The sequence below is a fragment of the Schaalia sp. 19OD2882 genome, assembly GCF_018986735.1.
In the GTDB taxonomy this organism is placed as follows: domain Bacteria; phylum Actinomycetota; class Actinomycetes; order Actinomycetales; family Actinomycetaceae; genus Pauljensenia.
In genome coordinates, this window is the sequence record NZ_CP065521.1 from 792,818 (window position 1) to 819,626 (window position 26,809).

A 26,809-nucleotide genomic window follows, 5' to 3' on the forward strand; every position below is an offset into this window, starting at 1 on the left:
CGCGTCGGCGCACAGGACAATGGGCTGCGAGTGAGGAAAGAAGAACTCGATGAGTGCCACAGGCGGCGGCGGGCGCGAACCGGTCGTCGAAATGACGGGGATCACCGTCACCTTCCCGGGGGTACGAGCCCTTGACGCAGTGGATTTCACACTGGCCAAGGGGGAGGTCCACGCCCTCATGGGCGAGAACGGCGCTGGCAAGTCGACCCTGATCAAGGCGCTGACCGGCATCAACGCCCTTGCCGGCGGTGCCATCAGCCTCTTGGGTCGGCCCTGTGCGCCCACGGGCCCTGAGGACGCCCAAAGACGGGGAATCGCCACCGTCTACCAGGAGGTGAACCTCTGCCCGAACATGACCGTCGCCGAGAACGTCATGCTGGGCCACGAGGTCCACATCGGGCCCTTCATCGACTGGCGTGCCACTCGCCGCATCGCCGCGGAGAACCTGGCCCGCATGCACCTGGACATCGACCCCAGGTCGCAACTGTCCTCGCACAGCGTCGCCGTCCAACAACTGTGCGCCATCGCCCGCGCCCTCGTCACCGACGCGAAGGTCCTCATCCTGGACGAGCCGACCTCGTCCCTGGACCCCAGCGAGGTCGACCAGCTCTTCACGATCGTCCGGGAGCTGCGGGACCAAGGGGTCTCCATCATCTTCGTCTCGCACTTCCTCGACCAGGTCTACGAGATCACCGATAGGATGACCGTCCTGAGAAATGGGCGTCTGGTCGCCGAATTCGTCACCGACGAGGTTTCGCGCCGCGACCTGGTCTCGGCCATGGTCGGACACACCGTCGACTCCCTCACACAGATCGAGTCCACCGCCCGGTCCTTGGCCGACGACGAGGAGGTCCGCCCCACCTTCCTCCAAGCGCGGGCCCTGGGGCGCAACCACAGCGTCGCACCCTTCGACCTGAGCGTCCACAAGGGGCAGATCATCGGCCTGGCGGGCCTGCTCGGCTCGGGGCGCACCGAGGCGGCGCGCCTGCTGTGCGGCGCCGACCAGGTCGACACCGGGCACATCGAGATCCGTGGGCACGAGGTCGCCTTGAAGAACCCGTTGGTGGCCCTCAAGGAAGGCATCGCCTACTCCACCGAGGACAGGAAGAAGGATGGCATCATCGCGGACCTCACGGTGCGCGAGAACATCGCCCTGGCTCTCCAATCCGCGCGTGGGACGCTGTGCCCCATCCCCCGCAAGGAACTCGACGAGATCGTCCGGCGTTTCATGGAGGCCATGAACATCCGCCCGCGCGACCCCGAAGCGCTCATCAAGAACCTCTCCGGCGGAAACCAGCAGAAGGTCCTCCTGGCACGCTGGCTGGCCACCGACCCCTCACTGCTGTTGTTGGACGAACCCACGCGCGGCATCGACGTGGGTGCCAAGGCCGAGATCCAAAAGCTCGTCACGCAACTCGCCTCTGAGGGAATGTCCGTCATGTACATCTCCTCCGAACTCGACGAGGTCGTACGCCTGTGCCACAAGGTCTGCGTCATGAGGGACCGGCGGATGATCGCCACCATCGACAACGGTCCCGAGGTCACCCAGGAAACGGTCCTCGAAGCCATCGCCTCGGCGCGAGGAGCCCAGGACGAGGACGGGGCCGCAGGTGAAGGAGTCGCACATGAGTGACAACGGGCGCGCCGCCTCACTCGACATCGGCGCGGTTTTGCGGAAAGCCTCCGGGCATTCGACCTTCTGGCCCTCGATCGCGCTGGTGGCCCTGGTCATCGCCTGTGGAGTCAAGAGCCCCGGCTTCCTCGACGTCACCGTGCAGGACGGGCACCTCTTCGGACAGCCCGTGGACATCCTGAGGAACTCCGCCACACCGCTGCTGCTTGCCCTGGGGATGTGCCTGGTGATCGCCACCAGCGGCATCGACCTGTCAGTGGGTGCCGTCATGGCGATCTCCCTGGCCGTCTCGCTCACGTGGATCGACTCCTCACCCGCGGGAGGCGACCCCGGCACCGTGGTCGTCGCCCTGCTGCTCGGCCTGCTGGTCGCCCTGGTCATCGGCGTGTTCAACGGGTTCCTGGTCACGGTGTTGGAGATCCAACCCTTCATCGCCACGATGATCCTCATGGTCGCCGGTCGCGGAATCGCCATGCTGCTCACCCAAGGGCAGATCACCACCGTCACCTCACCCCCGTTCAAGGCGATCGGTTCCGGGTTCTTCCTGGGCATCCCCAACCCTGTCGTCATCGCGGCCGTCGTCTTCACCCTGCTCGCCCTGCTGGTGCGACGCACGGCCTTCGGGATGATGCTGGAGTCGATCGGCATCAACCGGGAGGCTTCGCGCCTGGCAGGTGTGCGCGCCGCCAGCACCACATGGATCGTCTACGTGGTCTGCGGGTTGCTGGCGGGACTGGCCGGCATCGTCTACGGCGCGCCGACCATGGCCGCCGACGCGAACAACATCGGCCTCATGAAGGAGATGGACGCGATCATGGTCGTGGTCCTGGGCGGGACGAAACTCGACGGCGGCCGGTTCTCCTTGGCCGGTACGGTCGTCGGCGCGCTCATCCTTTCCGCACTGGAAAGGGCCGTCGTCATCTTCGAACTGCCCTCCCAGACCACGCCCCTGTTCAAGGCGGTGGTGCTCATCGCCGTGTGTGTGGCGGCCTCGCCGCTGTTCGCCGAAAGGATGCGACTGCGCAGGGCGCGCGCTGAAGCCGCCCGCGCAGGAGCCATGACCAGCGAGGTGGTCGCATGAACACCGCGCATGCCACTTTGCGACGGGTGCCCAGGATCGACCGCCGCTTCCTGCCGGTCATCGGGACCGTGCTGACCTTGGCGGTCATTCTCCTGATCGGCGAGCTCCGCTACGGGCTGGGCAGCGGGTCGCGCGCCTTCATCTCGATGAAGCTCCTGTCGAATCTGCTGGTCGACAACTCCTACCTGCTGGTCCTGGCCGTGGGGATGACCTTCGTCATCCTCACCGGCGGCATCGACCTGTCGGTGGGGGCCGTGGTGGCCCTGGTCGGCCTGGTCACCGCCAAACTCTTCATGGCGGGGGCCTCCCTGCCCGTGGTCGTCATCGTCGGAGTTCTCATCGGCACCACCTGTGGACTGGTCATCGGGGTCCTGGTCCAGGTCTTCGACATCCAACCCTTCATCGCCTCGCTGGCCGTCATGTTCCTTGCCCGCGGTCTGGCCAATGTCGTCTCGGTGCAATCCTTGCCGATCGAGGACCAGGGTTTTGCGGCGCTGGCCGCGTGGTCCCTGAAATTCGGTGAGGGAAAGTCGCTGTGGCGGATCAATGCGTCAATGATCGTGGCCGGGATCGTGCTGCTCGTCGGTTTCCACATCCTCCACCACACCCGCTTCGGGCGAACCGTGTACGGCCTTGGCGCGGGGGACCAGGGGCAGGCTGTTCGGCTCATGGGCCTGAGTGAGGGGCGCACGCGGGTGCTTGTCTACGTGATCTCCGGGACGTGTGCGGGAATCGCGGGAATTCTCTTCGCGCTGTACACGAAGTCGGGGTTCAATCTCACGGGCATCGGAATGGAACTCGACGCCATTGCCTCGGTGGTCATCGGCGGGACATTGCTCGTGGGCGGCTACGGTTTCGTCCTGGGTTCGGCAGTGGGTGTCCTGGTCTACGGGCTCATCCAGGTCCTCATTGCCCGCGAAGGTCTGGATTCGTGGTGGACGAAGGTCTTCATCGGAGTCGTCCTGCTGGGATTCGTCATCTTGCAGAAGATCGTGGCGGTGAAGAGGCAATAGCAGGCGACGAGGGGGCGCAGCGGCCCGGGAGGCGCCTTCGGGGCCCGTGGAGTGCACGAGTGTCGTCTGAATTGTGCGAAACAGCGGGTCTCGACCTGACAACATCGACTGTTTTACGTACTGTGTCCCCTGTGACCACCATTGTGGCCCCGAAACTACGAGGAATGAGGTTCCCGATGTCCGTCAACCGCACCGAACTCGTCGCCAAGATCGCTGAGCGCGCCAACCTGACCAAGGTCCAGGCTGACGCTGCCCTTGCCGCCTTCCAGGAAGTCCTGGTCGAGTCGCTGGCTGCTGGCGAGTCCGTCAAGGTGACCGGTCTGCTGTCGGTGGAGCGCGTCGAGCGCGCCGCCCGTACCGGCCGCAACCCCCGCACCGGCGAGGAGATCCAGATCCCCGCGGGCTTCGGCGTGAAGCTTTCGGCCGGCTCGACCCTGAAGAAGGCCGTCTCCGCCTGATCGGTCGACACGACCCGCGTGAAGGGGCCTGTCCACCTCGGACGGGCCCCTTCTCTGTCCCCGGAAACCCACATGAGCGATGTTTCTTGACGATTAGTGACTCAGAACGCGCACAAGTACGCATTTTCGTGTGTGAGAAGGCGTAGACTGGCACCTGCGAACGCCGCGACCTGCGGCACCTTCAATGTTGAGGAGCCTTCTCCATGAGGATTGCCATCCTGCCCGACGCCGCCGCCATCGCCGGCCTCGCCGCAGACAGAATCGAAGCCCTGTACCGGCGCAAACCCGCTTTCGTCCTCGGTCTGGCCACCGGATCGACCCCCCTGCCGCTCTACGCCGAACTGGTCGAACGCCACAAGGCCGGCCGCATCTCCTTCGCCGAGGTCTCCTCCTACAACCTCGACGAATACGTCGGCCTGCCCCGCGACCACGTCGAGGGCTACTCGAACTTCATCCACCGCCACCTCGTCGACCTCGTCGACTTCCGTGAGGGCGCCGCACACGGACCTGACGCCTGGACCGGTGACAGCCACGCGGCCGCAGCCGCCTACGACGCCGCCATCCGCGAAGCGGGCGGCATCGACCTGCAGGTCCTGGGCATCGGCTCGGACGGACACATCGGATTCAACGAACCCGCAGGATCCCTGACCTCCCGCACCCACGTGGGAGTCCTGACCGAACAGACCCGCCGCGACAACTCCCGCTTCTTCGACGGCGACATCGACGCGGTCCCCACCCACTGCATCACCCAGGGCCTGGGCACCATCATGGAGGCTCGGGAGAACCTCATGATCTGCACCGGCGAAGGCAAGGCCGAAGCCGTGCGCGAACTCGTCGAGGGGCCCGTTTCCCAGCGCTGGCCCGCCACCATCCTCCAGATGCACCCCAACACCGTGGTCTTCCTCGACGAGGCCGCCGCCTCCCGCCTGGAGATGAAGGACTTCTACCGCGAGGTGTGGGAGAAGGAACAGCTTCCGCTCTGAGCGCACCCCGCCGTACCCGAAGGCCCGGGCCCGTTGGAACCACGCGGTTTCGGCGGGCCCGCCCTCGTCCCTTGGCCGCATCGACGCCCAACGCGAGCAGTGGCCCCACCGCCGCGCCCGGCTACCATGGAGCCCATGCGCGCACTCGACGAACCCACCGGCCCGGGAGCACCCGAAGGCCCGGCGACCCAGTCCTCGACCGGACTGCTCGAGCGCACCGAGGTCGAACGCGAGAAGTCACCCGGAGACGGTGACCGCTTCGCGCACTTCGTGCGCAAGGACAAGGCCAACTCGTCGATGATCACCGGCCAGCCGGTGGTCGCCCTGTGCGGAAAGGTGTGGATCCCCACCAGGGACGCCTCGAAATTCCCCGTGTGCCCCACATGCCGGAAACTGCGCGAGGAGATGGGACGCAATGGGCGCAACTGGCCCTTCTCCGACGGGGGCTCCGGGTCTGGAGGCGGCCGGCAGTGAGGCCCACGCCCGCACGGCCGGGTGGTCCCGCACACGCGTCGACCTCGGCCGCTCAGTCCATGTCGCCCTCTTTCCCCGCCAGAGCCGCGTGGGGCACCGCACAGAACCTGCGCAAGTGGCAGGCGGAAGCCCTGTCCCTGTACATGCACTCCGCTCCGCAGGACTTCCTGGCCGTGGCCACCCCCGGGGCCGGCAAGACCACCTTCGCCCTGCGCATCGCCGTGGAGCTCATGGGTCAGGGCGTCGTCGACAAGGTGACGATCGTCTGCCCGACCGAGCACCTCAAGGTCCAGTGGGCCGATGCCGCAGCGCGTGTGGGCATCCACGTGGACCCCGCCTTCACCAACTCCCAAGGCCTTGCCGGCTCCCACTTCGACGGGGTGGCCGTCACCTACGCGCAGGTCGCCGCCAACCCGATGGTCCACTGCGCGCGCACGCGCACCCACCGCACCCTGGTCATCCTCGACGAGATCCACCACGCCGGAGACTCCCTGTCGTGGGGCGACGGTGTGCGTGAAGCCTTCGAGGACGCCACGCGCAGACTGGCGCTGACGGGAACGCCCTTCCGCTCCGACACCTCACCCATTCCCTTCGTCCGCTACGTCGAGGACGACTCCGGGGTGCGCCGCTCACGCGCCGACTACACCTATGGCTACGGGGACGCCCTGCGAGACGGGGTCGTGCGGCCGGTCCTGTTCATGTCCTACTCCGGGCAGATGTCCTGGCGCACCTCGATGGGCGACGAGTACACGGCGCGCCTGGGCGAGCCGCTGACGAAGGACCTCATGAAACAGGCCTGGCGCACCGCCCTGGACCCGTCGGGGGAATGGATCCGACAGGTCCTCCAGGCCGCCGACCAGCGCCTGGAGGAAGTGCGACGCCAAGTTCCCGACGCCGGAGGACTGGTCATCGCCGCCGACCAGAACCAGGCGCGCGCCTACGCCCGCCACCTGCGTTCCATCACCGGACGCGGAGCCACCGTGGTCCTGTCCGACGACGCGGACGCCTCCGAACGCATCGACGCCTTCCGCGAATCCACCGACAAGTGGATGGTGGCCGTGCGCATGGTCTCCGAGGGCGTGGACGTGCCGCGCCTGGCGGTGGGCGTGTACGCGACGAACACCTCGACCTCGCTCTTCTTCGCCCAGGCGGTGGGCCGATTCGTGCGGGCACGCCGCCGCGGAGAGACCGCGACCGTCTTCATCCCGTCCGTGGTGCCCCTGCTGGACCTGGCCGGACAGATGGAGGTCGAACGCGACCACGCACTCGACCGGAAACCGGCGGAGGGCGGGGACCCCGAGTGGAGTCCCGAGGACGCCTTGGTGGCCCGGGCCAACCGTGAGGAAAAGGCCTCGGCCGAACTCACGGGTTCCTTCCGGGCCCTGGGAGCGGATGCGGAGTTCGACGCCGTCCTCTTCGACGGCGCCGCATGGGGCACGGGAGCGCAGGTCGGCTCCATCGAGGAACAGGAGTACCTGGGCATTCCCGGGCTGCTGGAACCCGAACAGGTGACCACCCTGCTGCGGGCCCGCCAGAAGGAACAGATCGCCCAGCAGAGGAGGTCCTCGGAGGCGGCACGCGTGCGTGAGGCGAATTCCGGGATCGCCGACCACCGCCGGCGCGCCGCCAAGCGCAAGGAACTCTCGCACCTGGTCTCGTCGTGGTCACGCAGGTCGGGGGAGTCCCACGCGAACATCCACTCGGCGCTTCGCAGGCGCTGCGGGGGCCCCGAGGTCGCCCAGGCCACCACCGAGCAGATCGAGGCGCGCATCGCGCTGCTGCGCGAGTGGTTCGTCGGACGTTCCTGAGGGCGCCGGCGGCGCGAGCAGCACTCAGAGTGCGATGTGGCGGGTGGGAATCGCCGTCTCGCCCTCGGACAGTCGCCACGCCTGGTAGGGCAGTTCATTGCGGGAACGCAGGTGACGCTCCTTGGCCCGCTCCAAGGCGTCGGGGCCCCACGCCTCGGCGTCGATGACCCCGTCGCGCACCAGGACCACCTGCAGGGGCCGGGCCCCCAGCCGCTCCAACTCCGCCATGGCGGCCTCCTCACTGGGGGCGGTCACCAGGACCTCTTCGGCGGCGTAGCCGTCCTCGTCCACCGTGCGGCCGGCCCACTTGCGCCCACCCACCGTCGACTTGGCCTCGGACTTCTTGGCCACCGGATGCATGGCCCCGTCCTCGCCCTCACGCTGGACGACCTTGTAGACGAGGGCGGCCGTGGGCACCCCGGAACCGGTGACGAGTTTCGTGCCCACACCGTAGGAGTCGACGGGCGCGGCGCCCAGGGCGGCGATCGCGTACTCGTCCAGGTCGTTGGTCACCGTGATCTTCGTCGTCGTGGCCCCCATGGCGTCCAGTTGACCGCGCACCGTGAAAGCCTGGGCCACCAGGTCACCCGAGTCCAGGCGCACCGCGCCGAGCTCACCCCCGGCGGCACGCGCCGCCTCCACGGCATTGCGTACCCCCTGGGCCACGTCGTAGGTGTCGACCAGCAGGGTCGTGGCGGTTCCCAAGGAGGCGATCTGGGCGTCGAAGGCCTCACGCTCGCAGTCGTGGAGCAGGGTGAAGCTGTGCGCGGCAGTGCCGATTGCGCGGATGCCGTAGCGCTTGGCGGCCTCCAGGTTCGAGGTGCCGGCGAAGCCACCGATGTAGGCGGCCCGGGCCGCAGAAATCGCCGCGCGCTCGTGGGCGCGGCGGGCTCCCATGTCATTGCAGGGCCGTCCGTGGGCGGCAATGGTCATTCGCGAGGCCGCCGAGGCGATCGCACAGTCGTGGTTGAGCACCGACAGCAGCAGGGTCTCCAACACCGTGCATTCGGCGAAGGTGCCTTCCACGGTGAGCAGAGGCGACCCGGGGAAATAACACTCGCCCTCGGCGTATCCGAAGATGTTGCCCGAGAATCGGAAATTCGCCAAGTACTCCAGCGTCTCCTCGCTGACGATTCCCAGCCCGCGCAGCCACTGGATCTGTTCGGGTTCGAACTCGAAACGCTCCAGCGCCTCCAGGATGCGTCCGGTCCCGGCCACCACCCCGAATCGGCGGGTCGCCGGCAGGCGACGTCCGAAGAGCTCGAAGACGCAATGGCGTGATGCCGTGCCCGAACGCAAGGCGGCATCGAGCATCGTGAGTTCGTACATGTCCGTCAACAGCGACGTGGAGAAGGAAGCAGGCATGTCCCAAACCTAACGCACCATGCCCCGGCTCCGACCGAAACGCCGCGGCGAAGGACCGGGGCCTCCTAGTCTTGGAGCATGTCAGCCGACGTGGAGGTTCGTCCGGACTCGCGCGTGGACACGGTCAGAGCCCCGCTGTCCACGTGGCGAACTGTCGTGTGGGACGACCCGGTCAATCTCATGGAGTACGTCACCGAGGTCTTCCTGCGTCACTTCGGTTACCCCCGCTCCACCTGCGAGGCCCTCATGCTGCAGGTGCACGTCGAAGGGCGCGCAGTGGTCTCGACGGGGATGCGGGAGCGCATGGAGGCCGACGTGGTCGCCCTGCACGGCTACGGGCTGCGCGCCACCTTGGAGCGTGACGAATGATCGGCCACTTCGAACGCGCTCCGGGTGGGTACCGGGCGTCGCTCGACGGGGACCACTCGCTGCTGTTCCAACAGCTCCTGCGGGAGATCCTGTTGGTCCTGGACGACCCGGGGGTCTCCAGCCCGGTCCTGGCGGCCATCGACGAGGAGACCGACCGGCCCGCACCCCACGACCCCGCACTGGGACACCTCCTGCCGTCGATGAGCCTGGAACCGCAGGAGGCCGAACGCATGCGTGCCCTGACGGAGGACTTCCTGCGCGCGGAAAAGTCCTCACGCCTGCGTCGTGTTCGCCAGGAGATGAGCCGTGCGCGTCTTGCCGCACGACCGGTGTGGGTCGACGAAGACGACGTGTGGGACTGGCTGGCCGCCCTCAATGACGTGCGCCTGGCCCTTTCCGGGGAACTGGGACTGGAGGACCAGTCGGACGCAGAACGTGTCGAACGCCTCGCCATGGAGCAGGAAGAGTCCCGCGCAAGGGAGAACAACGTCGCCGCGGTGTACATGATGGTCACCTGGTGGCAAGGTTCACTGCTTGGCGCGATGCGTGCGGGAGTACCCACCAACTAGTGTCCGGAGCATGGACAACGCGCCGATCGGGATCTTCGACTCGGGCCTGGGAGGCCTGACCGTCGCGCGTGCAGTCATCGACAAACTCCCCGACGAACACATCATCTACCTGGGCGACACGGCGAACACCCCCTACGGCCCCAAACCCATCGCCACCGTCCGTGAACACACCTTGGCAGGCCTGGACGAACTGGCCTCCCGGGGAGTCAAAGCCCTGGTCATCGCCTGCAACACGGCCACGGCCGCCGCAGTGTCGGATGCGCGGGAACGCTACTGGATCGATGCGGGAATCCCCGTCATCGAAGTCATCACCCCGGCGGCCCGCGCAGCGGTCAACGCCACCCGCAACCGCCGGATCGGCGTCATCGGCACCGAGGCGACGATCCGCTCGGAGGCCTACAGTTCGGCCCTTGCCGCAGTGCCCGGACTCGAATTGCACGCCCGAGCGTGCCCGCGATTCGTCGAATTCGTCGAAGCGGGCATCACCCACGGGCCGGATCTTGAGTCCGTCGCCCGCGAATACCTGGTCCCGCTCAAGAGCGCCGGAGTCGACACCCTGGTCCTGGGCTGCACGCACTACCCGCTGCTCACAGGCGTCATCGGGCGCGTCATGGGCGAGGGCGTCACCCTGGTGACCTCCTCGGAGGCCACCGCCAACGTCACCTACAACGAATTGGTCGACAGGGACATGCTCCACGTGCCCCTGGGGCCCGGCGAGCGCCAAGAACACCTCTTCCTCACCACCGAGGCCGAAGGAGCCTTCCCGCAACTGGCCAGACGATTCCTGGGTCCCGAGGTCCAACAGGTCCACCACGTCGACGTCGACTCCCACGGCGGCGGACGCAGGGGCAGGACGGCCACGGGATGGAACTGAGGATCGTCGGGTGCACGGGGTCGATGTCCGGCCCGCACTCCTCAGCCTCCTGTTACCTGGTCCGCGCTCGCGGCATGGATCCCGTCACCGGGGTGGTGCGCTGGTGGAACCTGGCCCTGGACCTGGGCCCGGGTTCCTTCGGACAGCTGTGGCGCCACATCGATCCGGTGGACCTGGACGCCGTGGTCTTCTCGCACTGCCATGCCGACCACATGGCTGATGTCATCTCCTTGCACGTGCACCGCCGTTGGGGGCCGGCCAAGGGGCGGGCGCCGATCGTCGTGGCGGGCCCGGCGGGCACCATCGACCGCATCCGCGACATCGACGGCTGCGGTCCGGGCGAGGACTACGCGGGGGAGTTCCGCGTCCAGGAGTTGATCGCCGGCCAGAACGTGCAGATCGGGCCGCTCTCGCTGGTGCCCAGCCCCGCTTGGCATTCGGTTCCGGCCTTCGGCGTGCGCATCTCCGGCCCGGACGAGGCCGACCCCTTCCGCACGGTCACCCTCTTCTACACGGGGGACACCGACGAGTGCGACACGATCCTCGAGGGCGCGCGCGGTGTCGACCTGCTGCTCACCGAGGTGGGCTTCACCAGAGCCGACACCGCCCGAGGCATCCACATGGACGGGGAACGTGCGGGACGCCTGGCCACCAGGGCCGAGGTCTCGGCCGTGGTGGCGACCCACATCCAGCCCTGGACCCCTGTCGAGGTCGCGCTGGAGGAGGTGCGCCGCACGTGGTCCGGGCCCCTCGTGGCCGCCCAGGCCGGCCAGTGCTTCACGGTGGGACGCAGCTTCGGTCGTTCCCTGCGTCACGGGCGGGCCGGAGCCACCCCGCAATTGTCAGAGCTGCGGGTCCCAGTTGGGACCATTCCTCGCGACGTGTCCGCGCAGGCGGGTGACGAACTGGCCGGCGGCGTCCTCGTCCCCTGAGCCCCGGCGTCTGCGCAGGAGGATTCGCCGCACGCCCAGGCCCGCCATGGCGCTCAGGCGGATGCCGGTGGTGTCCACCCGGTGCAGCGCCATGGCCGGCAGAACCGTGGACCCGATTCCTTCGCGTACGAGGGCCAGCGCGACCTCGTAGGTGAGGTAGGAGAAGTCGACGACCTCCAGTTCACCGACCCGGGACTGGATGCGTCGAAGGGGTTCCGTGCCGGTCATCCCGGCCGAGACGCGCAACCACCGCAGGCGCGCGAGGTCGTCCAGGGTGGCCACCGTCGGTGCGGATTCGGGGGAGACCACCACCCACTTCTCGTCCAGCAGGGGCAGATCCTCCCAGCCGCGTGGGGTGGGGGAGACGTCGGTGTCCTTTTCCAGGACGAGGGCGTCGAGGCGACCTGAGCGCAGTGCCGCCATTCCGGGGCCCTCGTCGACCTCGCGCAGACTCACCTCCACGCCGGGAAGTTCTTCGCGCAGGTGGGGCAGGGCCGGCAGAAGGAGGGCGCGGGTGACGGTGGCGAAGGCGCCGATGGTCACCGTTCCGGTGACATGACCGGCCAGCGGACGCAGCTCGGTCGTCATCCGGTCGATCTCGCCGGTGATCCGCTCTGCGCCTTGGGCAAGGACCAGGCCCGCGGGGGTGAGGACCAGGCCGGAGCCGGTGCGTTGGACCAGGGTCAGACCGACCTCGTCCTCCAGGTGACGCAGCTGTTGTGACACGGCCGATGCTGAGATGTGCAACACGTCCGCAGCTGCGACGACGCCCCCTTCCTGGTGGACTGCCAGGAGGAATGGCAGTCTTCGCGGGTCAATGTGCACCGACACCCCCATGAATGAAGCAATGCTTCACGAGGTGTGAAGCAGGGTTCCATTGTGCTACATCCCGGGTGGCGTCGACGATCATGCAATGACCTTCTCGATCGGCGCAGTGGCGATGGTTCTCGGATGGGTGGGGGCCGCCAGCTCCATGGCCGCCTACTACCTTGTCTCCAGCGGCCGCTTCGCGCCCGACTCGCTGCGCTACCACGCGCTGAACATGGCCGCGTGCGCCATGCTCGCCTTCGCATGCCTGGCCACCCGGTCCTGGCCCTCGATGGTCACCAACCTCATGTTCATGGCGATCGGCGTGCACATGACGTGGAAGGTCCGTGACCGCATCCTCGTGCGCGCCAAGCGCGTCCTGGCCGGCGCCGGACCGCGCCCGGTGGGCGCTCCGCAGGAAGCCCCGGCCGAGGCCCTGCCGATCCCCGTTGCCGCTGCGGTCGGCGTCAACTGAGGACGCCCTCACCCTCGCGCAGGGTAGCGACGATGGCGGGGGTCAGCGCCCTGAACGCAATGCCCCGGTGACTGATGGCGTTCTTCTGCTCGGGTGACATCTGCGCAGTGGTCTCCTCGAAACCGTCGGGCACGAAGATCGGGTCGTAACCGAAGCCCCCCTCGCCACGTCTCAGTCGCAGCAGACGCCCGTGGACCTCGCCCCTTTCGACGAACTCCCGCCCGTCGGGCAGGACCAGAGCCGCCACCGACACGAATGAGGCGCCCCGCAGGCGGTCAGGAACATCCGTCAACTGGGCGAGCAGCAGGTCCAGATTGGCCGCATCGTCCCCGTGACGCCCACACCAGCGCGCCGAGAAGATCCCCGGAGCGCCACCCATGACCTCGACGCTCAGACCCGAGTCGTCGGCGATCGCCGGCAGCCCGGTGAACTCCACCAGGGCGCGGGCCTTGAGCAGGGAGTTCTCCTCGAAAGAGGCTCCGTCCTCGATGGGCTCGGGCGCGCCCAGATCCGACATGCGGGCAATGGTCCCGGCCTCGTATCCCTGCCACGCGGGCGCCAGGATTGCCTCCAATTCAGAGATCTTGTGGGCGTTGCCGGTGGCGAAGACCAGGCGAGGGCGCACACTCACAGCGTGACCGTCTCACCCCGGGCCGCCTCCAGGCAGCGTTTTTGCACATCGGCCAACTGCGCATTGCCCAAGGCCGCAAGGTCCAGCAGGGCGCCCAACTCGTCCCGGTCGAAGGGGGCGTGCTCGGCCGTGCCCTGCACCTCGACGAAGGCGCCCGAGCCCACCTGGACGACATTCATGTCGGTGTGGGCGCGCACGTCCTCGACATAGGGCAGGTCCAGCATTGGCGTGCCGTCGATGATGCCCACGGAGATCGCACTGACCGAATCCGTGAGGACCGGGCGGGCGGCCCGCGGGACGATGAGCCCCTCCTGTGTGCCCCAACGCACCGCCTCGGCCAGGGCCACGTAGGCGCCGGTGACGGACGCCGTGCGCGTGCCGCCGTCGGCGCGCAGGACGTCACAGTCCAGGACGATCGTGTTCTCACCCAGGGCGGCCACGTCCACCACGGCACGCAGGGAGCGTCCGATCAGACGCGAGATCTCCTGGGTGCGCCCACCGACCTTGCCCTTGACGGACTCGCGCTGGGAGCGTTCGGAGGTGGCGCGCGGAAGCATCGCGTACTCGGCAGTCACCCACCCTTGGCCGCTGCCCTTGCGCCACCTGGGAACGCCTTCGGTCAAGGAGGCGACGCACAGGACGCGTGTGTCGCCGAACTCCACCAGGACGGAACCTTCACCGGTGCCCGACCACCCGCGGGTCAGTCGCACAGGTCGGAGCTGGTCGGGGGTGCGCCCGTCGGCGCGCGTGTTCGCAGTCATGCCCCCACGTTAGCCGGGCGCTACCGTGGTCGTCATGGACGCCCGACTGCCGCTGGCCCGTGGACTGATCGACCCGATGGTTTCCTTCAGGCAGACCTTGGGCGAGACGGACCTCGTGGTGGAGGGGTCGATCGCAGGAGTCCGACGCATCGAGTACCTGGTGGTCGGGGACCGTGGAGCGGTTCTCCTGGCCTCGCAACCCGCGAACGGGCGGCAGGTGGGGCTGCTGCGGGGCGGGGCGCAGCTGCGTGAGATGGTCGCGGGCCGGACCAGTCACGTCCTCGCCCTGGGGGTCACCGCCGAGGGCACCTTCCACGTGGCGCTGCACGTGCCCAGGACCTGCGCTTCGGCCGGGCCCGGCAGATGTGAGGCCCGCGTCGAAGGCGCCGGCGTGGAGGAGTTCGGGGGCGTGTGGTCCGACCTCAGGCGAGTGGGGCACCTGCTCGGCGACGAGGACGCGGCCCTGGCGACCTCGGCCTGCGCATTGGTGGCCTGGCACGGCGAGGTCTCCTTCTGCCAGAGTTGCGGCGCGCCGTCCCACGTCAGTGGCGGCGGCTGGACGCGCACGTGTTCTGCCTGCGGACGCCTGGAGTACCCCCGGCAGGACCCGGCGGTCATCGCCTTGGTCACCGACGAGGACGATCGTGTGCTCCTGGCCCACAACACCGCGTGGCGACCGCGCTTCATGTCCCTGCCGGCGGGCTTCGTCGACGCAGGCGAATCACCTGAACGCACGGTGGTGCGGGAACTGCGTGAGGAGGTGGGCCTGGAGGTCACAGGAGTCGACTACCTGGCGAGCCAACCTTGGCCCTTCCCGCGCTCGATGATGATGGCGTTCCGGGCGCACTTGGCGCCGGGCAGTGCGCGGACGCCCACACCCGACGGGGTCGAGATCGACAGGGCGTGTTTCCTCAGCCGCAGCGAACTGGTCGAGGCCGTCACCGCCGGTGACATCGAACCACCGCGGCCCACGGCCATTGCCCGGGTGGTGCTCGAGGACTGGTTGGGCGGCCCGCTCCCGCCGTGGCCCGCACATGCGCAGGATCCGGCGACCTGAACCACGGGCGGACGCGACCCGCACCGGGAGGGAGGGTGCAGACGTCGGTGGGGGATGGGATGATCCGACCATGACCCTTCGTGACCCCGAGCAGCTCCTCGACGCCTTGGACCCTGACCAACGCAAGGTCGCCGTCCAGGTCGCAGGCCCGCTGGCGGTGCTCGCCGGGGCGGGAACCGGCAAGACCCGGGCGATCACCTACCGGATCGCCTACGGAGTCGCCACGGGCGCCTTTGACCAGACGAACATCCTGGCGGTGACCTTCACGGCGCGCGCCGCAGCCGAGATGCGCTCGCGGCTGCGGGACCTCGGGGTCCCGGGCGCCCAGGCGCGCACATTCCACTCCGCCGCCCTGCGTCAACTCCAGTTCTTCTGGCCCGGGGTGGTCGGCGGACCGGTCCCCGAGTTGATCCCCCACAAGGCCTCCCTGGTGGCCGCTGCGGCCGCACGGATCGGCATGCGCGTCGACAAGGCACTGGTGCGCGACTTGGCCGCCGAGATCGAATGGTCGAAGGTGTCCATGGTGGGACCCGAGACCTACGCCGAGCAGATCCGCAGGGACTCGCGCCCCACGCCCTCGGGCACCTCCGTGGAGGACATGGTGCGTCTGCTGGACGCCTACGAGGACGCCAAGGACGAACGCGGTGTCATCGACTTCGAGGACGTGCTGCTCACCCTGTCGGGCATGATCCAGGAGCGCCAGGACGTGGCCCGCCGGATCCGCGCCCAGTACCGGACCTTCGTCGTGGACGAGTACCAGGACGTGTCGCGCCTGCAGCAACACCTTCTGGACCTGTGGCTGGGGGAGCGCCACGACCTGTGCGTGGTGGGCGATGTCGCCCAGACCATCTACTCCTTCGCGGGGGCCTCATCCGCATACCTGCGCGACTTCCGGAAGCGCCACAGGGGAGCGAATGTCGTCGAACTCACCCGCGACTACCGCTCGACCCCCCAGGTCGTGGCCGTGGCGAATCGACTCATGGACCATGGGCGCGCCTCGGGTCCTGTGCGCACTTCGGGCGCCGTGCACCTGACCTCGACCCGCCCACCGGGTTCGGCGGTGCGTTTCTCCACCCACGCCGACGAACGTTCCGAGGCCGACCACGTGGCCCGGCGCGCACACGAACTCCACGCCCATGGCCTGCCCTGGTCCGCCATTGCCGTCCTGTACCGGACCAACAGTCAGTCGGAAGTTCTCGAACAGGCTCTGTCCGAGGTGGGCGTGCCCTTCGTCGTCAAGGGCGGCACACGATTCTTCGACCGCGAAGAAGTCCAACGCGCGATGCTCGCCCTGCGCCGCCACGCTCTGGCGCATGCCGTCGTCGACAACGCCGTCGCCACCACGACCCGCGACCAGGACGCCGAGGCCTCCACCAAGCCCCAGGACACGCTGGTCGACCTGGTCGAGGAAGCCCTGTCCGTCCTCGGATGGGCACCGCAGGCCCCTGTGGCCGGCGGTGCCGTGCGCGAGAGGTGGGACAACCTCACCGCCATCGTCGAACTGGCCCGCGCGAAACCGGATCTCACGCTGGCGCAATTCGTCGAGGAATTGGCCGAACGCTCCCGCGCCCAGGCGGCCCCCACTGTCGAGGGCGTCACCCTGACCACCCTGCACACCGCCAAGGGCCTGGAATGGGACGCGGTCTTCCTGGTCGGCGCCTCCGAAGGGCTGCTCCCGATCTCGATGGCGACCACTCCTGAAGCGCGTGAGGAGGAACGCCGACTGCTCTATGTCGGCATCACCCGGGCCCGCGACCACCTGGAGATCTCCTGGGCCAAGGCCAGGGGCGAGGGCGGACGCGCCAACAGGAAACGTTCCAGCCTGCTCCACGGGATCTGGCCGGAGCAGGAGTCCTCCGGACGGGGCCGTGGGCGTGCGGGCGAGGCCGCCCCCTCCCGCAAGAAGAACCGCGCGCGCATCAACGAGGAGTTCGAAAAGGAGAACTCCCCGCAGGTCGTGGCCCTGTTCGAACGCATGCGGCAATGGAGACTCGACCTCTCACGCCAACTCGGTGTTCCTCCCTTCGCGGTCCTCACCGACCAGACGCTTCGGGACGTGGCCGTGGCCGGCCCGCGCACGCTCACCCAATTGCGGGTCATCAAAGGCATCGGAGAGGTCAAACTCGACAGATTCGGCGCGCCGCTGCTGGCGCTCATCCGAGGCGAGGAGCCCGCTTCACCCGCCGACGAGGACGGCTGAGCGCACTTTCTCGAACACCTGCGCCCCCGCGCCACCTTGCGCGCCCCGACTGAGGGGCTCGCGTGCACCGACTCCTGTGCGGCGGGCCTTTTCGCGCCGGACGGGGAAGGGGGTCCCGAGCGCTCCGCAGCGACACCTGGCGTGGGCGACGATCCGAGAGCTCCTCGCCTCGCCGTCCTCGCCCACCCGGACAAGCAGCCCGCCCCAGGTGGTGGGGGCGCGTCCGCCCAACCGATGCGCACCCGTGATCGCCAGCAGGGCGCGCGCCGCCTCCAGGGCGGCGACCTGCCTGCGGGCGGGACCGGGCCGAGCCACCCGCCACTCCTCCAGCTCCAGGCGGTCCAGCGGATGCCGCGGCTCGGCCTCGGTGATGGACAACTCCCAGCAATGGGCGCACGGAGTGTGCCCCGGCACGACCAGTGGCCCGATGACGGTGCTGGCCTCGTCGTGGGTGAGGAGCAGGTGGGGCACCTCCTGCTCGACCAGCGCACCCGTTCGGACCTGGTCGACGATGCGCTCGCGGGTGACCAGGACGATGTCCGCATGCGACATGCGTCCCCACGTGACATCCGGCATTCGAGGGGCCAGGCACGCCGAGGCTGCGCGCCCGCGAGCCTGACCCAGGCAGGGCACGCCGAGGAATTCCTGGAGGCTGCGGTCGGCGGGGGCGTGGTCGGCCAGGTGCACGTGCAGGTCGCAGACCTCGCGCAGAAGGGGCAGGACACCCAATGAGGTCGGGTCGACTCCGTCGAGGAGCAGGCGCAAGGCGGGCCGGGCGTCCTCACTAGCCAGGAGTCCCGCCTGGTGCAGACGCAGGCGCAGGGGTTCGAGGGCCGGAGTCGGGGCCGGAGCGGGGGGAGGGATTCGCCCGAGATCGGCAGGTTGGGCGGCGCGAGCGGCCTCGAGCAGCCACTGTCTTTCATCGGGGGTGGGCGAGTGCAGCAGGAGCCTTCGGGTGGGGTCTGCACCCACGAGGAGGGCGCCGTGGGAGCGGGCAAGGATTGCGGTGCCGGGTGTCAGGTTCATGGTCTCCCCATCCCTTCAATATTGATGAATGCAGTATGCGTCGGTTCATGTCATTACGGAAGGGAATTGGGAGTTCCTGTGGACAAGCGAGCGCCGTGAGGCGTGCGACGCACTGAGGACATGCCGGGCAACTCGTGCTGCGAGATTGCGGACGAACAGGCACCATTTGCTCATGGCCTCCACCTCCGGACCCTCGCGTCCTCGTCCGCCCAGGCGCTCGGCGCGCCAGGGCGGATCCGGCGCGCCCGGAACCCCCTCGGCCGGCCGCACCGGCCGGACCCCACGAGCCGTGGGCGCCCTCGATTCCGAGGGTCGTCCCGTGCGCGCCACGCCCCGCACTCGCCCCCAGGGCGGCGAAGGCGATGCCGCCGAGCGTGCCGCGCGCCGCATCCGGGAGGCCGGGAAGCGCCGCCGTGCCCGACGCGAAAGAGCCTCGACCGGTCCCGACCTTGCCACCACCTTCGACTTCGGCGGCGTGGAGATCTCCGTACGCTTCCTCGGCATCGCCCTGCTCGCAGGGTTCCTGGCCCTCATGCTGGTGCCCTCACTGTTCCAGTGGTGGAGTCAGGAACAGGAACTGCGGCGCATCACCACCCAGGTCGATGCGGCAAGTGAACGCAACGCCAAGTTGCAGGAGCAGTTGGAACTGTGGCAGGACCCGGAATTCGTCGCCTCCCAGGCCCGTGAACGCCTTGGATACGTCAAACCCGGCGAGACCCAGTACACCGTCGTCGACCCCGGCAAGGAGTACCTCGACCAGGCTCGGGTCGCCGCCGCTGCCGACGAAGGACCTGCCCGCCCATGGCTGCAGGTCGTCGCACTGTCCATCCAGTCCGCCGACAGCACTCTCGAACGCCCCGACCTGCTCACCCATGGGCAGTCCGGCAGCGCACAGAGCGGCCCCTCCGGCGCCTCGACCGGCCAAAGCGCCCAGGCGCCCCAGTCGGACGCCCAGTGACACCCCGCCCCCATCGCCAGGAGCCCCGATGAACCAGCCCGTCGACCATCCCGCATGGGACCCCGCAACCCCCGAGGACCTCGCCATCCTGCGCGAACAACTCGACCGAGTCCCCCGCGGAGTCGTCGGCATCGGCGCCCGCAGGAGCGACGGGCGCCCCACCGTGGTCGTCACCGCCCCCAGGCTGGAGGACGGCACCCCCTTCCCGACGACCTTCTACCTCACCGACCCTGACGCGATCTACGCCTGCTCGGTGCTCGAGGCCGAGAAGGTCATGGAGGACCTCAATCGCTGGCTGGCCGAGGACCCGCGGGCCATGGCCGCCCACGCCCGCGCCCACGAGGACTACATCGCACGTCGCCGAAGCCTGGGTGAAGTCCCGCAGATCGACGGGATCTCCGCAGGGGGCATGCCGAACAGGGTCAAGTGCTTGCATGCGCTGCTCGCTCACTCCCTTGTCGCAGGCCCCGGAGTCAACGTCGTGGGGGATCGTGCGCTGGAGATCATCGTCGAGCGAGGACTGTGGACCCTGGAGGCGGCCGGGCGCTGACCGGCGCCGAGCCCGCTGTGTGGGACGATTGCCCCATGACGAGAATCGCCGCCATCGACTGTGGCACCAACTCCATCCGCCTGCTGGTGGCCGATGCCGACAGCCGGGATGGTCGCCCGGTCCTGCATGACCTGACCCGCCAGATGCGCATCGTGCGCCTGGGGCAGGGAGTCGACCGCAGCGGCGTGCTGGCCCCGGAGGCGATCGAACGCACCATGACCGCCGTGCGCGAGTACAAGGGGATCATCGACGAATTCGGCTGCCGGGCCCTGCGATTCGTGTCGACCTCGGCCGTGAGGGACGCCTCGAACCGCGAAGACTTCATCGGCGCCGTGGTGCAGGTGCTCGGCATCGAACCCGAGGTGGTGCCCGGCCACGAGGAGGCCGCACTGTCCTTCGCGGGGGCCGTTTCCGGCGTGGCCCCCCGGTGGCCGCGCCCCCTCATGGTCGTCGACATCGGCGGCGGCTCCACCGAACTGGTCCTGGGGCGGACCTCGGTGGACTGCGCGATCTCAGTGGACATGGGGTCGGTGCGGGTCACCGAGAAGTTCTTCCACGACTGCCACCCCGAGGCAGGCATTCCCGCCGCCGCCGAGGCCCGGGCCATCACATGGATCGACGAGCGCCTGGACGAGGCCGCCGCCGTGGTCGACCTGACGAAGGTGGGCACCCTGGTCGGGGTGGCGGGCACGGTCACCACCGTCACCGCCCAGGCCTTGGGGCTGGTGGACTACCAACCCAGTCGCATCGACGGCGCCGTGCTCACCCTGGAGGAGATCCGCAAGGCCGTGCGATTCATGGTGGATGAGCCGGTGTCCGTCAAGGCGGCACTGGGGTTCATGCCCCGGGGGCGGGCCGATGTCATCGCCGGCGGTGCCCTGATCTGGTCCCGCATCGTCGAGCGGGTGGCCGCAGCAACCGGCGGGCAGGGGCGCGGCATCGACCGCGTCCTGACCTCCGAGCACGACATCCTGGACGGTATCGCCCTGTCGCTGCTGTGAATCGCCCCTGACCAGCCCCCATGGCCCAATTGGCAGAGGCAGCCGACTTAAAATCGGTCAAGTGTCGGTTCGAACCCGACTGGGGGCACCGCGAGGAAGAGGGGGGCCACCGGCCCCGCCCAACACCAGGCGCCGACCGGGTCCGGTGTGCGACCCGTTGATTCGCTCGCACAGCATCTGCGCCGCCAGGCGCCCCATGAGTGCCGGGTCCAGCGGGCGCACCAGGATGTGCTGGTCGTGGTGGGTCTGGAAGGGAAGTTCCCCGAGAACCGCGACCAGGGCGGCGGAGTCGCATGCGTCGAGCGCCTGCAGTACGCCGACTCCGACGAGGTTGTTCGCCGCCAACAGGGCGTCAGGAGGATCGGCGGAGCCCAGGAGCTGCTCAGTTGCCCGCCTGGCCCCTGCCACGCGGAAGTCGGTGTGAGTGAGCAGACGCCCCTCGACCGGTAGGGCCGCCTCCTCCAGTGCCAGGCGCCACCCGCCGGCGCGCTCGACGGCGGTCGGAATCGTCGCCGGCCCGGTCAGGCAGGCGATCCTGCGGGCTCCGCGGGCGATGAGGTCCCGGGTGGCCTGCAGGGCCAGGCTCTCGTTGTCGAGCAGCACGTGGTCGAGGTCGAAACGCGTGGGTCGGTCCACGACGACCACGTGGACGCCCTCGTCGACGAGGGGGGACAGGTCGACATTCGTGTCCGCCGGGCAGATGACCACGCCTGCCATCCGTTCGTCGACGACCACCTGCAGGTAGCGCTCGACCTTGTCGGGGTCCTCGTCGGAGTTGGCCAGCACCAGGCTCAGGTCATTGTCGAGGGCGACGTCCTCGACTCCTCGCGCCATGGCGGTGAAGAAGGGGTTCTCGATGTCGCCGACCACCAATGCGATGACCGCTGCCTGCCGTTTGCGCAGGGCCCTGCCGGCTCGACTGGGGGAGTAGCCGAGCCGTTGGACTGCTGCGGCGACGGCGCGGGCGTGTTCGGGTCTGACCTTGGCTCCGTTGAGGGTGCGCGAGACGGTCGCGGTGGAGACCTTGGCCTCGCGGGCGACGTCGACGATGCGGGCTCTCATGCCTTCCTCCGTAGCAGTGTCGGATCACGAAAGCGGTTCTTCGGTAACGAAATCATTTCAGTGCTTGACACTGTAATCGATTTCTCGAAAACTGGGAACACGCCCCACGGTCCAACGGAGGACCGGAGAACGGGGTCGCGGGGCAACGGCGCCCCGCAGAAAGGAGAAGAGCATGATCTCCGTGTCACGACGAGCAATGGTGGGCGTGACCTGCCTGGGCCTGATCCTCACCGCATGCGCGGGACAACCCGTCTCCCAACCCTCGGGGATGAGTGGCGGCGCCGGTGGCGGGGGAGAGGTGACCTTCAGGTCATGGAGCCCGATCGCCCAGACAACCGCAGCGATGGTCGAGGCCACCCAGGCGAAGGAGCCGGGCATCATCATCAAGTCAGAGATCTTCAACTACCCGGAGTACCTCGTGGACCTCAACACGAGAGCCTCCTCGGACACCATGCCCGACATCGTCGGCCTGCAACCGGGTGCCCTCACGCAGCAGTACCGCAGCAAACTCATGCCGCTCAACGACTGCGCCGCCAAGACCTGGGGTGAGAACTGGAAGGACAAGTTCCACCCGATCGGTCTGGAGCAGTCCCTGCTGGGCAATCCCGAGGGCGACGAGAACTACTACACCCTGCCACTGCTGGTCCAGACGGTGAACCTGTGGCAGAACGACGAGCTCATGAAGGAAAAGGGCGTGGCCACCCCCAAGACCTGGGAGGAGCTGCAAAAGGCCTCCGCCGCCTTCAACGGGTCCGGCAAGGCGGGCTTCATGCTTCCGGCCAAGGACTCGTGGCTGCGCAATGTCGTCTTCCTCCAGATCGCCAACAACGTCAAACCCGGCCTCGTCTACGAGGCCGAGGTCGGCAAGGCCAAATGGACCGACGAGGCCGTGGTCAAGGCCTTCGAACACTGGCAGAAACTCTTCACCGACAAGATCGCCCAGGACGGCGCCATGGCGCTGGACGCCTACCCGAACGGCGCCAACCAATTCGAGGCCGGCGGCGCCGCGATGATCCCCCTGGGTGCCTGGTGGATCCAACAGTCCGACCCCGCCAAGACCGACGCACCGCCGCTGTCCCAAGGCCTCAAGGGCTTCACACCCTTCCTCTTCCCGACCATTGCGGGGGGAGCCAGCGAGTCGCAACTCGTCGGAGGAGTCGACGTGGGTCTGGGGATCTCGGCCAACACGAAGAACCCCGACGCGGCATGCAAGGTGCTCACCGACTGGATCGCAGGTGCGGGCGCGCAGGTGCTCATCAACACCTTCAACGACCTGCCCGCCGTCAAGGGGCTCGAACCCGAGAAGTTCACCTCCGACCACCAGAAGGAGGTCTGGGACCTCATGACCACCACGTGGATGCCCAAGGTCACGTACTCGCGCTACCTGCGCACACCCGACATGGACTCCGCACTCGGTGACGCCCTGGCCGGCCTTGCCACGGGAGAACTCACTCCCGACACCGCCGCCCAGAAGGTCCAGGCCGCACAGGACGCCGTGCTCAAGAAGTGACGACGTGGGCGGGGCCCACCGGGGCCCCGCCCACCCTGAGCCGGAGGACTCATGAACAAGAAGACCGACCGAATCCAGTGGGACTCCTACCTGTTCCTGCTCCCAGCCGCAGTTCTCTTCTTCGTCTTCGTCGCCTACCCGATCGTCTACAACTTCCAGGCGTCCCTGCTCGAGTGGGACGGCATCAACGAGGCCACACCCGTGGGCCTGGACAACTACGCGGCCCTGGCAGATGACCCGACATTCGCCCTGACCCTGCGCAACAGTGCTCTGTGGATCCTGCTGACCGTCGTCCCCCAATCGGTCATCGGATTCCTCATGGCACTGCTGCTCAACACCGAACTCAAAGGGCGCATCGTCTACCGCACCCTGTTCTTCGTCCCCGTGGTGATCTCACCCATCGTCATCGGCATCGTCTGGCAGCGCCTACTGGACCCCTTCCGGGGCGTCACGGGTGCCATCGCCCACGCCACCGGATGGGAATGGTTCGGCCAGAACTTCCTCGGCAGCCCCGACACCGCCATCTTCACCGTCATCGTCATCAACGTGTGGCAGTGGTCGGGATACTCGATGCTCTTCTACCTGGCCGGTCTCCAGCAGATCGACGCCTCGCTGCTCGAAGCCGCGCGCATCGACGGAGCCTCCTACTGGAGGACCGTCCGCTCGATCATCCTGCCGCTTCTCAAGCCCACACACCTGTCACTGGTGCTGCTCTCGGTCATCGGATCCCTCAAGACCTTCGAACTGGTCTACGCAACGACGAAGGGAGGCCCCAACCACGCCTCCGAGATGATCCCCACCTACACATTCCTCAAGGCCTTCGAACTGCAGTCCGTGGGCAGTGGCGCCGCGCTGTCGATCGTCCTCATTGCCTTGGCAGTCGTCTCCGCCCTGGTCCTGGTCGTCCTCTTCGGCGCCGGATTCATCTCCGGTTCTCACGACGAAGCGTCCCTGCTCACCCGAGTCCTGAAGAGGAGACGCGATGAAGAAGCGTAGAAACGCCATCCAGTACCTCCACCTGCTGGCTGCCCCATGGTCCCTGCTGTGGGTCCTGCCGGTCCTGGCGGTGCTCAGCCTGTCCCTCATGCCCACGAGCGACCCGACGACCACCGCTTGGGGGCTGGTGCCAAACAGCCCATCCCTGTCGAACTACTCCCTGATCTTCGCGCAGAACCCGATCCTCAGGCACGTGGTCAACTCCCTGCTCATCACCGTGCCCTCGGTGATCCTCACGGTCCTGTCCGGATCCATGGTCGCCTTCGCCCTGGTGCGCCTGCGATTCCCCGGAAAACCGGTGGTCTTCGCCCTCATGGTCCTCACCATGGTCCTGCCGATGGCTTCCATCGTCGTGGCCGTCTACCGGGTCCTGCAATTCCTCGGGTTGTACAACTCGATCATCGGCCTGGTCCTGGTCTACACGGCGCTGGGCACCCCATTCGCGGTCATCATGATCAGGAACTCCTTCGCCGCGATCCCCGACGAGACCTACGAGGCCGCCCTCGTCGACGGGGCCGGCAAGTGGAGGATCCTCTTCCGCATCTACCTGCCCCTGGCCAAGGCCTCGGTGGCGGTGGTTGTCGTGTGGCAGTCGATGATGACGTGGAACGACTTCTTGCTGCCACTGGTCTCCATCGCGGACAACATCCTCAAACCCCTCGTCCTGGTCCCCTTGGCGTACCAAGGCATCTACCTGTCCCAGCCGGGCGCCCTCTTCGCCGTCCTGGTCCTCATCTCGATGCCGATGGTCCTCATCTTCCTGCTCATGCAGCGGGGCCTGGTCAACGGACTGGCAGGAGCCATCAAATGATCGTCTCAGTGGATCTGGGCACCTCCGGAGTGCGCGTGGCGCTGGTCGACCGCGACCTCGACCTGCACGACGCCATCCGCACCGGCATCACGGTCGCCTTCGAGTCCGACGGGCGCGCCACCGTGGTCCTTGCCCACGTGCTCACGGCCGTCTTCACCGGAATCCGCTCCCTGCTCGAACGCAATGAAGGAGTCGAGGTCGACGCCGTCTCCTTCTCCTCCCAGGGCGAGGTCATCTTCCCCCTGACCCCGCAGGGCAGTGCCCCGGAGTCCTTCGCGGTCACCGTGGACACCTCCGGCGTGCCTTCACAGGACGAAATGGCCGAGGCCGGGGACGCCGCAGACTTCCAGGCGACCACCGGCCAGCCGCTGCACGCCATGTTTCCCGTCTTCCGTCTGCACGGGCGCCACCGGGCAGGGGAGAGCTTCGGACGTGTGGTCTCCCTGGACAGCCACATCCGACAACTCCTCGGAGGCGGCCCGCAGATCGACCTGTCCTTGGCGTCACGATCCGGCATGTTCGACGTCGACGCGCGCCAATGGTCGCCCGAACTGTGCAGCTGGGCGGGCCTCGGCGCCCACCTGCTGCCGCCGGTCGTACCGGCAGGAAGTGTCGTCGGCGCAGTCGACCAGGACGGCCACGGCCTGACCGGCCTGCCCGTGGGGACACCCATCGTCGTGGGCTCCCACGACCAGGCCTGCGCCTACTGGGGCGCCGGAGGCATCCCGGCCGAGGTCGCCGTATTTTCCGCGGGCTCCTCCGAATGCCTCACACAGGGCCGGTGGGGGCGCCCCGACGTCTTCGGCAGCGCCATGCCCACCTACCCGGTGGCCGAGGACCTGTGGCTCACCCTGGTCGGCATACCCGCAGGCGGATGGGCGCTGGAATGGCTGGCGAAACTCGGCTCCCGCCCCGTGGGTTCGCTGGTCTCGGAGGCCGCCGCCCGACAGGTGACCCGAGTCCTGGTCCACCCCTACTTCGGAGGATCCCCGACCTTCCGCAACGACCCCTCGGCCAGTGCGAGCATGCATCGACTCAGCCTGGACGTGGACCTGGTCGACCTGACCCGGGCAATGGTCGAAGCCTCCGGTTTCGAGCTGGGGGACGGCCTTGCCCGCACGGAAGCCTCACTGGGGCGCCCCGCTCGCGTGCACTGCTCCGGCACGGGCGCCTCCTTCGACGCCACCTCGATTCGCGCCGATGCCTGCACGCGCACGCTGACCATCGTCCCGCCCGACGCCGCCATTCAGGGCGCTGCCCTGCAGGCGTGGGTCGGTCTGGGCGCCTTCGAATCCCTCGTGGGATGCCACACCCCGCCCGTCCTGGCCACGGTCGAACCCGCAAGGTGCGACTTGTTGGCCGACAAACGCCGCGAATACCTCGCACACTGAACACCCCGACGAAA

27 protein-coding genes and 1 tRNA gene are annotated in these 26,809 nt (G+C 68.1%); 22 read left to right on the plus strand and 6 right to left on the minus strand.

Annotation, left to right across the window (positions count from 1 at the left end; all coding sequences use genetic code 11):
- Nucleotides 1-49: 49 nt before the first annotated feature.
- From I6B53_RS03475 to I6B53_RS03505, 7 genes are all read left to right on the plus strand, one after another.
- Entirely contained in the window at nucleotides 50-1,633 is a 1,584-nt protein-coding gene (locus tag I6B53_RS03475) for a sugar ABC transporter ATP-binding protein (RefSeq protein WP_216764871.1), read from the plus strand.
- Complete coding sequence (locus tag I6B53_RS03480; RefSeq protein ID WP_216764872.1) at nucleotides 1,626-2,714, plus strand: ABC transporter permease; 1,089 nt, start codon at nucleotides 1,626-1,628, stop codon at nucleotides 2,712-2,714. The genes I6B53_RS03475 and I6B53_RS03480 overlap by 8 nt, the downstream gene beginning before the upstream one ends.
- On the plus strand, nucleotides 2,711-3,727 hold the full coding sequence (locus I6B53_RS03485; protein WP_216764873.1) for a hypothetical protein: 1,017 nt from the start codon (nucleotides 2,711-2,713) through the stop codon (nucleotides 3,725-3,727). The genes I6B53_RS03480 and I6B53_RS03485 overlap by 4 nt, the downstream gene beginning before the upstream one ends.
- Before the next feature lie 176 nt (nucleotides 3,728-3,903).
- On the plus strand, nucleotides 3,904-4,185 hold the full coding sequence (locus I6B53_RS03490; protein ID WP_216764874.1) for an HU family DNA-binding protein: 282 nt from the start codon (nucleotides 3,904-3,906) through the stop codon (nucleotides 4,183-4,185).
- 203 nt (nucleotides 4,186-4,388) lie between these two features.
- Complete coding sequence (gene nagB / locus I6B53_RS03495) at nucleotides 4,389-5,168, plus strand: glucosamine-6-phosphate deaminase (RefSeq protein WP_216764875.1); 780 nt, start codon at nucleotides 4,389-4,391, stop codon at nucleotides 5,166-5,168.
- A 135-nt stretch (nucleotides 5,169-5,303) separates the two neighbouring features.
- Nucleotides 5,304-5,642, plus strand: a complete 339-nt coding sequence (locus I6B53_RS03500) for a DUF3039 domain-containing protein (protein ID WP_216764876.1) — start codon at nucleotides 5,304-5,306, stop codon at nucleotides 5,640-5,642.
- Nucleotides 5,643-5,701: 59 nt separating this feature from the next.
- On the plus strand, nucleotides 5,702-7,450 hold the full coding sequence (locus tag I6B53_RS03505) for a DEAD/DEAH box helicase (RefSeq protein ID WP_216764877.1): 1,749 nt from the start codon (nucleotides 5,702-5,704) through the stop codon (nucleotides 7,448-7,450).
- Between the two features lie 24 nt (nucleotides 7,451-7,474).
- Here I6B53_RS03505 and I6B53_RS03510 read toward each other — a convergent pair whose 3' ends face one another.
- A complete protein-coding gene (locus I6B53_RS03510; protein WP_216764878.1) occupies nucleotides 7,475-8,815 on the minus strand; it encodes a nicotinate phosphoribosyltransferase in 1,341 nt (446 codons plus the stop codon).
- 78 nt (nucleotides 8,816-8,893) lie between these two features.
- On the opposite strand from I6B53_RS03510, the gene clpS reads away from it, so the two are divergent.
- The 4 genes from clpS to I6B53_RS03530 are packed head-to-tail and all read left to right on the plus strand — an operon-like array spanning nucleotide 8,894 to nucleotide 11,559.
- Complete coding sequence (gene clpS, locus I6B53_RS03515) at nucleotides 8,894-9,184, plus strand: ATP-dependent Clp protease adapter ClpS (RefSeq protein WP_216764879.1); 291 nt, start codon at nucleotides 8,894-8,896, stop codon at nucleotides 9,182-9,184.
- Nucleotides 9,181-9,753 carry a DUF2017 family protein gene (locus I6B53_RS03520; protein WP_216764880.1) on the plus strand — a complete coding sequence of 191 codons (573 nt, stop codon included), beginning with the start codon at nucleotides 9,181-9,183 and terminating at the stop codon, nucleotides 9,751-9,753. The genes clpS and I6B53_RS03520 overlap by 4 nt, the downstream gene beginning before the upstream one ends.
- 10 nt (nucleotides 9,754-9,763) lie before the next feature.
- Entirely contained in the window at nucleotides 9,764-10,627 is an 864-nt protein-coding gene (gene murI / locus I6B53_RS03525; RefSeq protein WP_216764881.1) for a glutamate racemase, read from the plus strand.
- Nucleotides 10,618-11,559, plus strand: a complete 942-nt coding sequence (locus I6B53_RS03530; RefSeq protein ID WP_216764882.1) for an MBL fold metallo-hydrolase — start codon at nucleotides 10,618-10,620, stop codon at nucleotides 11,557-11,559. The genes murI and I6B53_RS03530 overlap by 10 nt, the downstream gene beginning before the upstream one ends.
- Here the strand turns inward: I6B53_RS03530 and I6B53_RS03535 are convergent.
- Nucleotides 11,470-12,384 carry a LysR family transcriptional regulator gene (locus I6B53_RS03535; protein ID WP_216764883.1) on the minus strand — a complete coding sequence of 305 codons (915 nt, stop codon included), beginning with the start codon at nucleotides 12,382-12,384 and terminating at the stop codon, nucleotides 11,470-11,472. The genes I6B53_RS03530 and I6B53_RS03535 overlap by 90 nt on opposite strands.
- 88 nt (nucleotides 12,385-12,472) lie before the next feature.
- Here I6B53_RS03535 and I6B53_RS03540 point away from each other — a divergent pair, with 88 nt between their 5' ends.
- The gene (locus I6B53_RS03540; RefSeq protein ID WP_253953957.1) at nucleotides 12,473-12,841 is read left to right on the plus strand and encodes a hypothetical protein; all 369 of its coding nucleotides are present in this window, start codon (nucleotides 12,473-12,475) and stop codon (nucleotides 12,839-12,841) included.
- Here I6B53_RS03540 and rdgB read toward each other — a convergent pair.
- On the minus strand, nucleotides 12,834-13,466 hold the full coding sequence (rdgB, locus tag I6B53_RS03545) for an RdgB/HAM1 family non-canonical purine NTP pyrophosphatase (protein WP_216765316.1): 633 nt from the start codon (nucleotides 13,464-13,466) through the stop codon (nucleotides 12,834-12,836). The two genes, I6B53_RS03540 and rdgB, sit on opposite strands and share 8 nt — an antisense overlap.
- A gap of 2 nt (nucleotides 13,467-13,468) precedes the next feature.
- Entirely contained in the window at nucleotides 13,469-14,233 is a 765-nt protein-coding gene (rph, locus tag I6B53_RS03550; protein WP_216764884.1) for a ribonuclease PH, read from the minus strand.
- Nucleotides 14,234-14,267: 34 nt separating this feature from the next.
- Between rph and nudC the strand changes: the two genes are divergently transcribed.
- A complete protein-coding gene (nudC, locus tag I6B53_RS03555) occupies nucleotides 14,268-15,290 on the plus strand; it encodes an NAD(+) diphosphatase (protein WP_216764885.1) in 1,023 nt (340 codons plus the stop codon).
- Between the two features lie 70 nt (nucleotides 15,291-15,360).
- The gene (locus I6B53_RS03560) at nucleotides 15,361-17,490 is read left to right on the plus strand and encodes an ATP-dependent DNA helicase UvrD2 (RefSeq protein WP_216764886.1); all 2,130 of its coding nucleotides are present in this window, start codon (nucleotides 15,361-15,363) and stop codon (nucleotides 17,488-17,490) included.
- Here I6B53_RS03560 and I6B53_RS03565 read toward each other — a convergent pair.
- A complete protein-coding gene (locus I6B53_RS03565; protein WP_216764887.1) occupies nucleotides 17,467-18,516 on the minus strand; it encodes a hypothetical protein in 1,050 nt (349 codons plus the stop codon). The two genes, I6B53_RS03560 and I6B53_RS03565, sit on opposite strands and share 24 nt — an antisense overlap.
- Before the next feature lie 172 nt (nucleotides 18,517-18,688).
- On the opposite strand from I6B53_RS03565, the gene I6B53_RS03570 reads away from it, so the two are divergent.
- The 4 genes from I6B53_RS03570 to I6B53_RS03585 all read left to right on the plus strand — a co-directional run bounded on the left by I6B53_RS03570 (nucleotide 18,689) and on the right by I6B53_RS03585 (nucleotide 21,113).
- A complete protein-coding gene (locus tag I6B53_RS03570) occupies nucleotides 18,689-19,474 on the plus strand; it encodes a septum formation initiator family protein (protein WP_216764888.1) in 786 nt (261 codons plus the stop codon).
- A gap of 28 nt (nucleotides 19,475-19,502) precedes the next feature.
- On the plus strand, nucleotides 19,503-20,024 hold the full coding sequence (locus tag I6B53_RS03575) for a DUF501 domain-containing protein (RefSeq protein WP_216764889.1): 522 nt from the start codon (nucleotides 19,503-19,505) through the stop codon (nucleotides 20,022-20,024).
- A 35-nt stretch (nucleotides 20,025-20,059) separates the two neighbouring features.
- Complete coding sequence (locus I6B53_RS03580; RefSeq protein ID WP_216764890.1) at nucleotides 20,060-21,025, plus strand: Ppx/GppA phosphatase family protein; 966 nt, start codon at nucleotides 20,060-20,062, stop codon at nucleotides 21,023-21,025.
- 14 nt (nucleotides 21,026-21,039) lie between these two features.
- A tRNA-Leu gene (locus tag I6B53_RS03585) sits at nucleotides 21,040-21,113 on the plus strand.
- Here the strand turns inward: I6B53_RS03585 and I6B53_RS03590 are convergent.
- The gene (locus I6B53_RS03590; RefSeq protein WP_216764891.1) at nucleotides 21,083-22,087 is read right to left on the minus strand and encodes a LacI family DNA-binding transcriptional regulator; all 1,005 of its coding nucleotides are present in this window, start codon (nucleotides 22,085-22,087) and stop codon (nucleotides 21,083-21,085) included. The two genes, I6B53_RS03585 and I6B53_RS03590, sit on opposite strands and share 31 nt — an antisense overlap.
- Nucleotides 22,088-22,259: 172 nt before the next feature.
- Here I6B53_RS03590 and I6B53_RS03595 point away from each other — a divergent pair, with 172 nt between their 5' ends.
- From I6B53_RS03595 to I6B53_RS03610, 4 genes are read left to right on the plus strand one after another with little or no spacing between them, the layout of a single operon-like run.
- The gene (locus tag I6B53_RS03595; protein WP_216764892.1) at nucleotides 22,260-23,597 is read left to right on the plus strand and encodes an ABC transporter substrate-binding protein; all 1,338 of its coding nucleotides are present in this window, start codon (nucleotides 22,260-22,262) and stop codon (nucleotides 23,595-23,597) included.
- A gap of 51 nt (nucleotides 23,598-23,648) precedes the next feature.
- On the plus strand, nucleotides 23,649-24,593 hold the full coding sequence (locus tag I6B53_RS03600; RefSeq protein WP_216764893.1) for a carbohydrate ABC transporter permease: 945 nt from the start codon (nucleotides 23,649-23,651) through the stop codon (nucleotides 24,591-24,593).
- Entirely contained in the window at nucleotides 24,580-25,404 is an 825-nt protein-coding gene (locus I6B53_RS03605; RefSeq protein WP_216764894.1) for a carbohydrate ABC transporter permease, read from the plus strand. Before I6B53_RS03600 ends, I6B53_RS03605 begins: the two co-directional genes overlap by 14 nt.
- Nucleotides 25,401-26,795 carry an L-fuculokinase gene (locus tag I6B53_RS03610; protein ID WP_216764895.1) on the plus strand — a complete coding sequence of 465 codons (1,395 nt, stop codon included), beginning with the start codon at nucleotides 25,401-25,403 and terminating at the stop codon, nucleotides 26,793-26,795. Before I6B53_RS03605 ends, I6B53_RS03610 begins: the two co-directional genes overlap by 4 nt.
- Nucleotides 26,796-26,809: the final 14 nt, after the last annotated feature.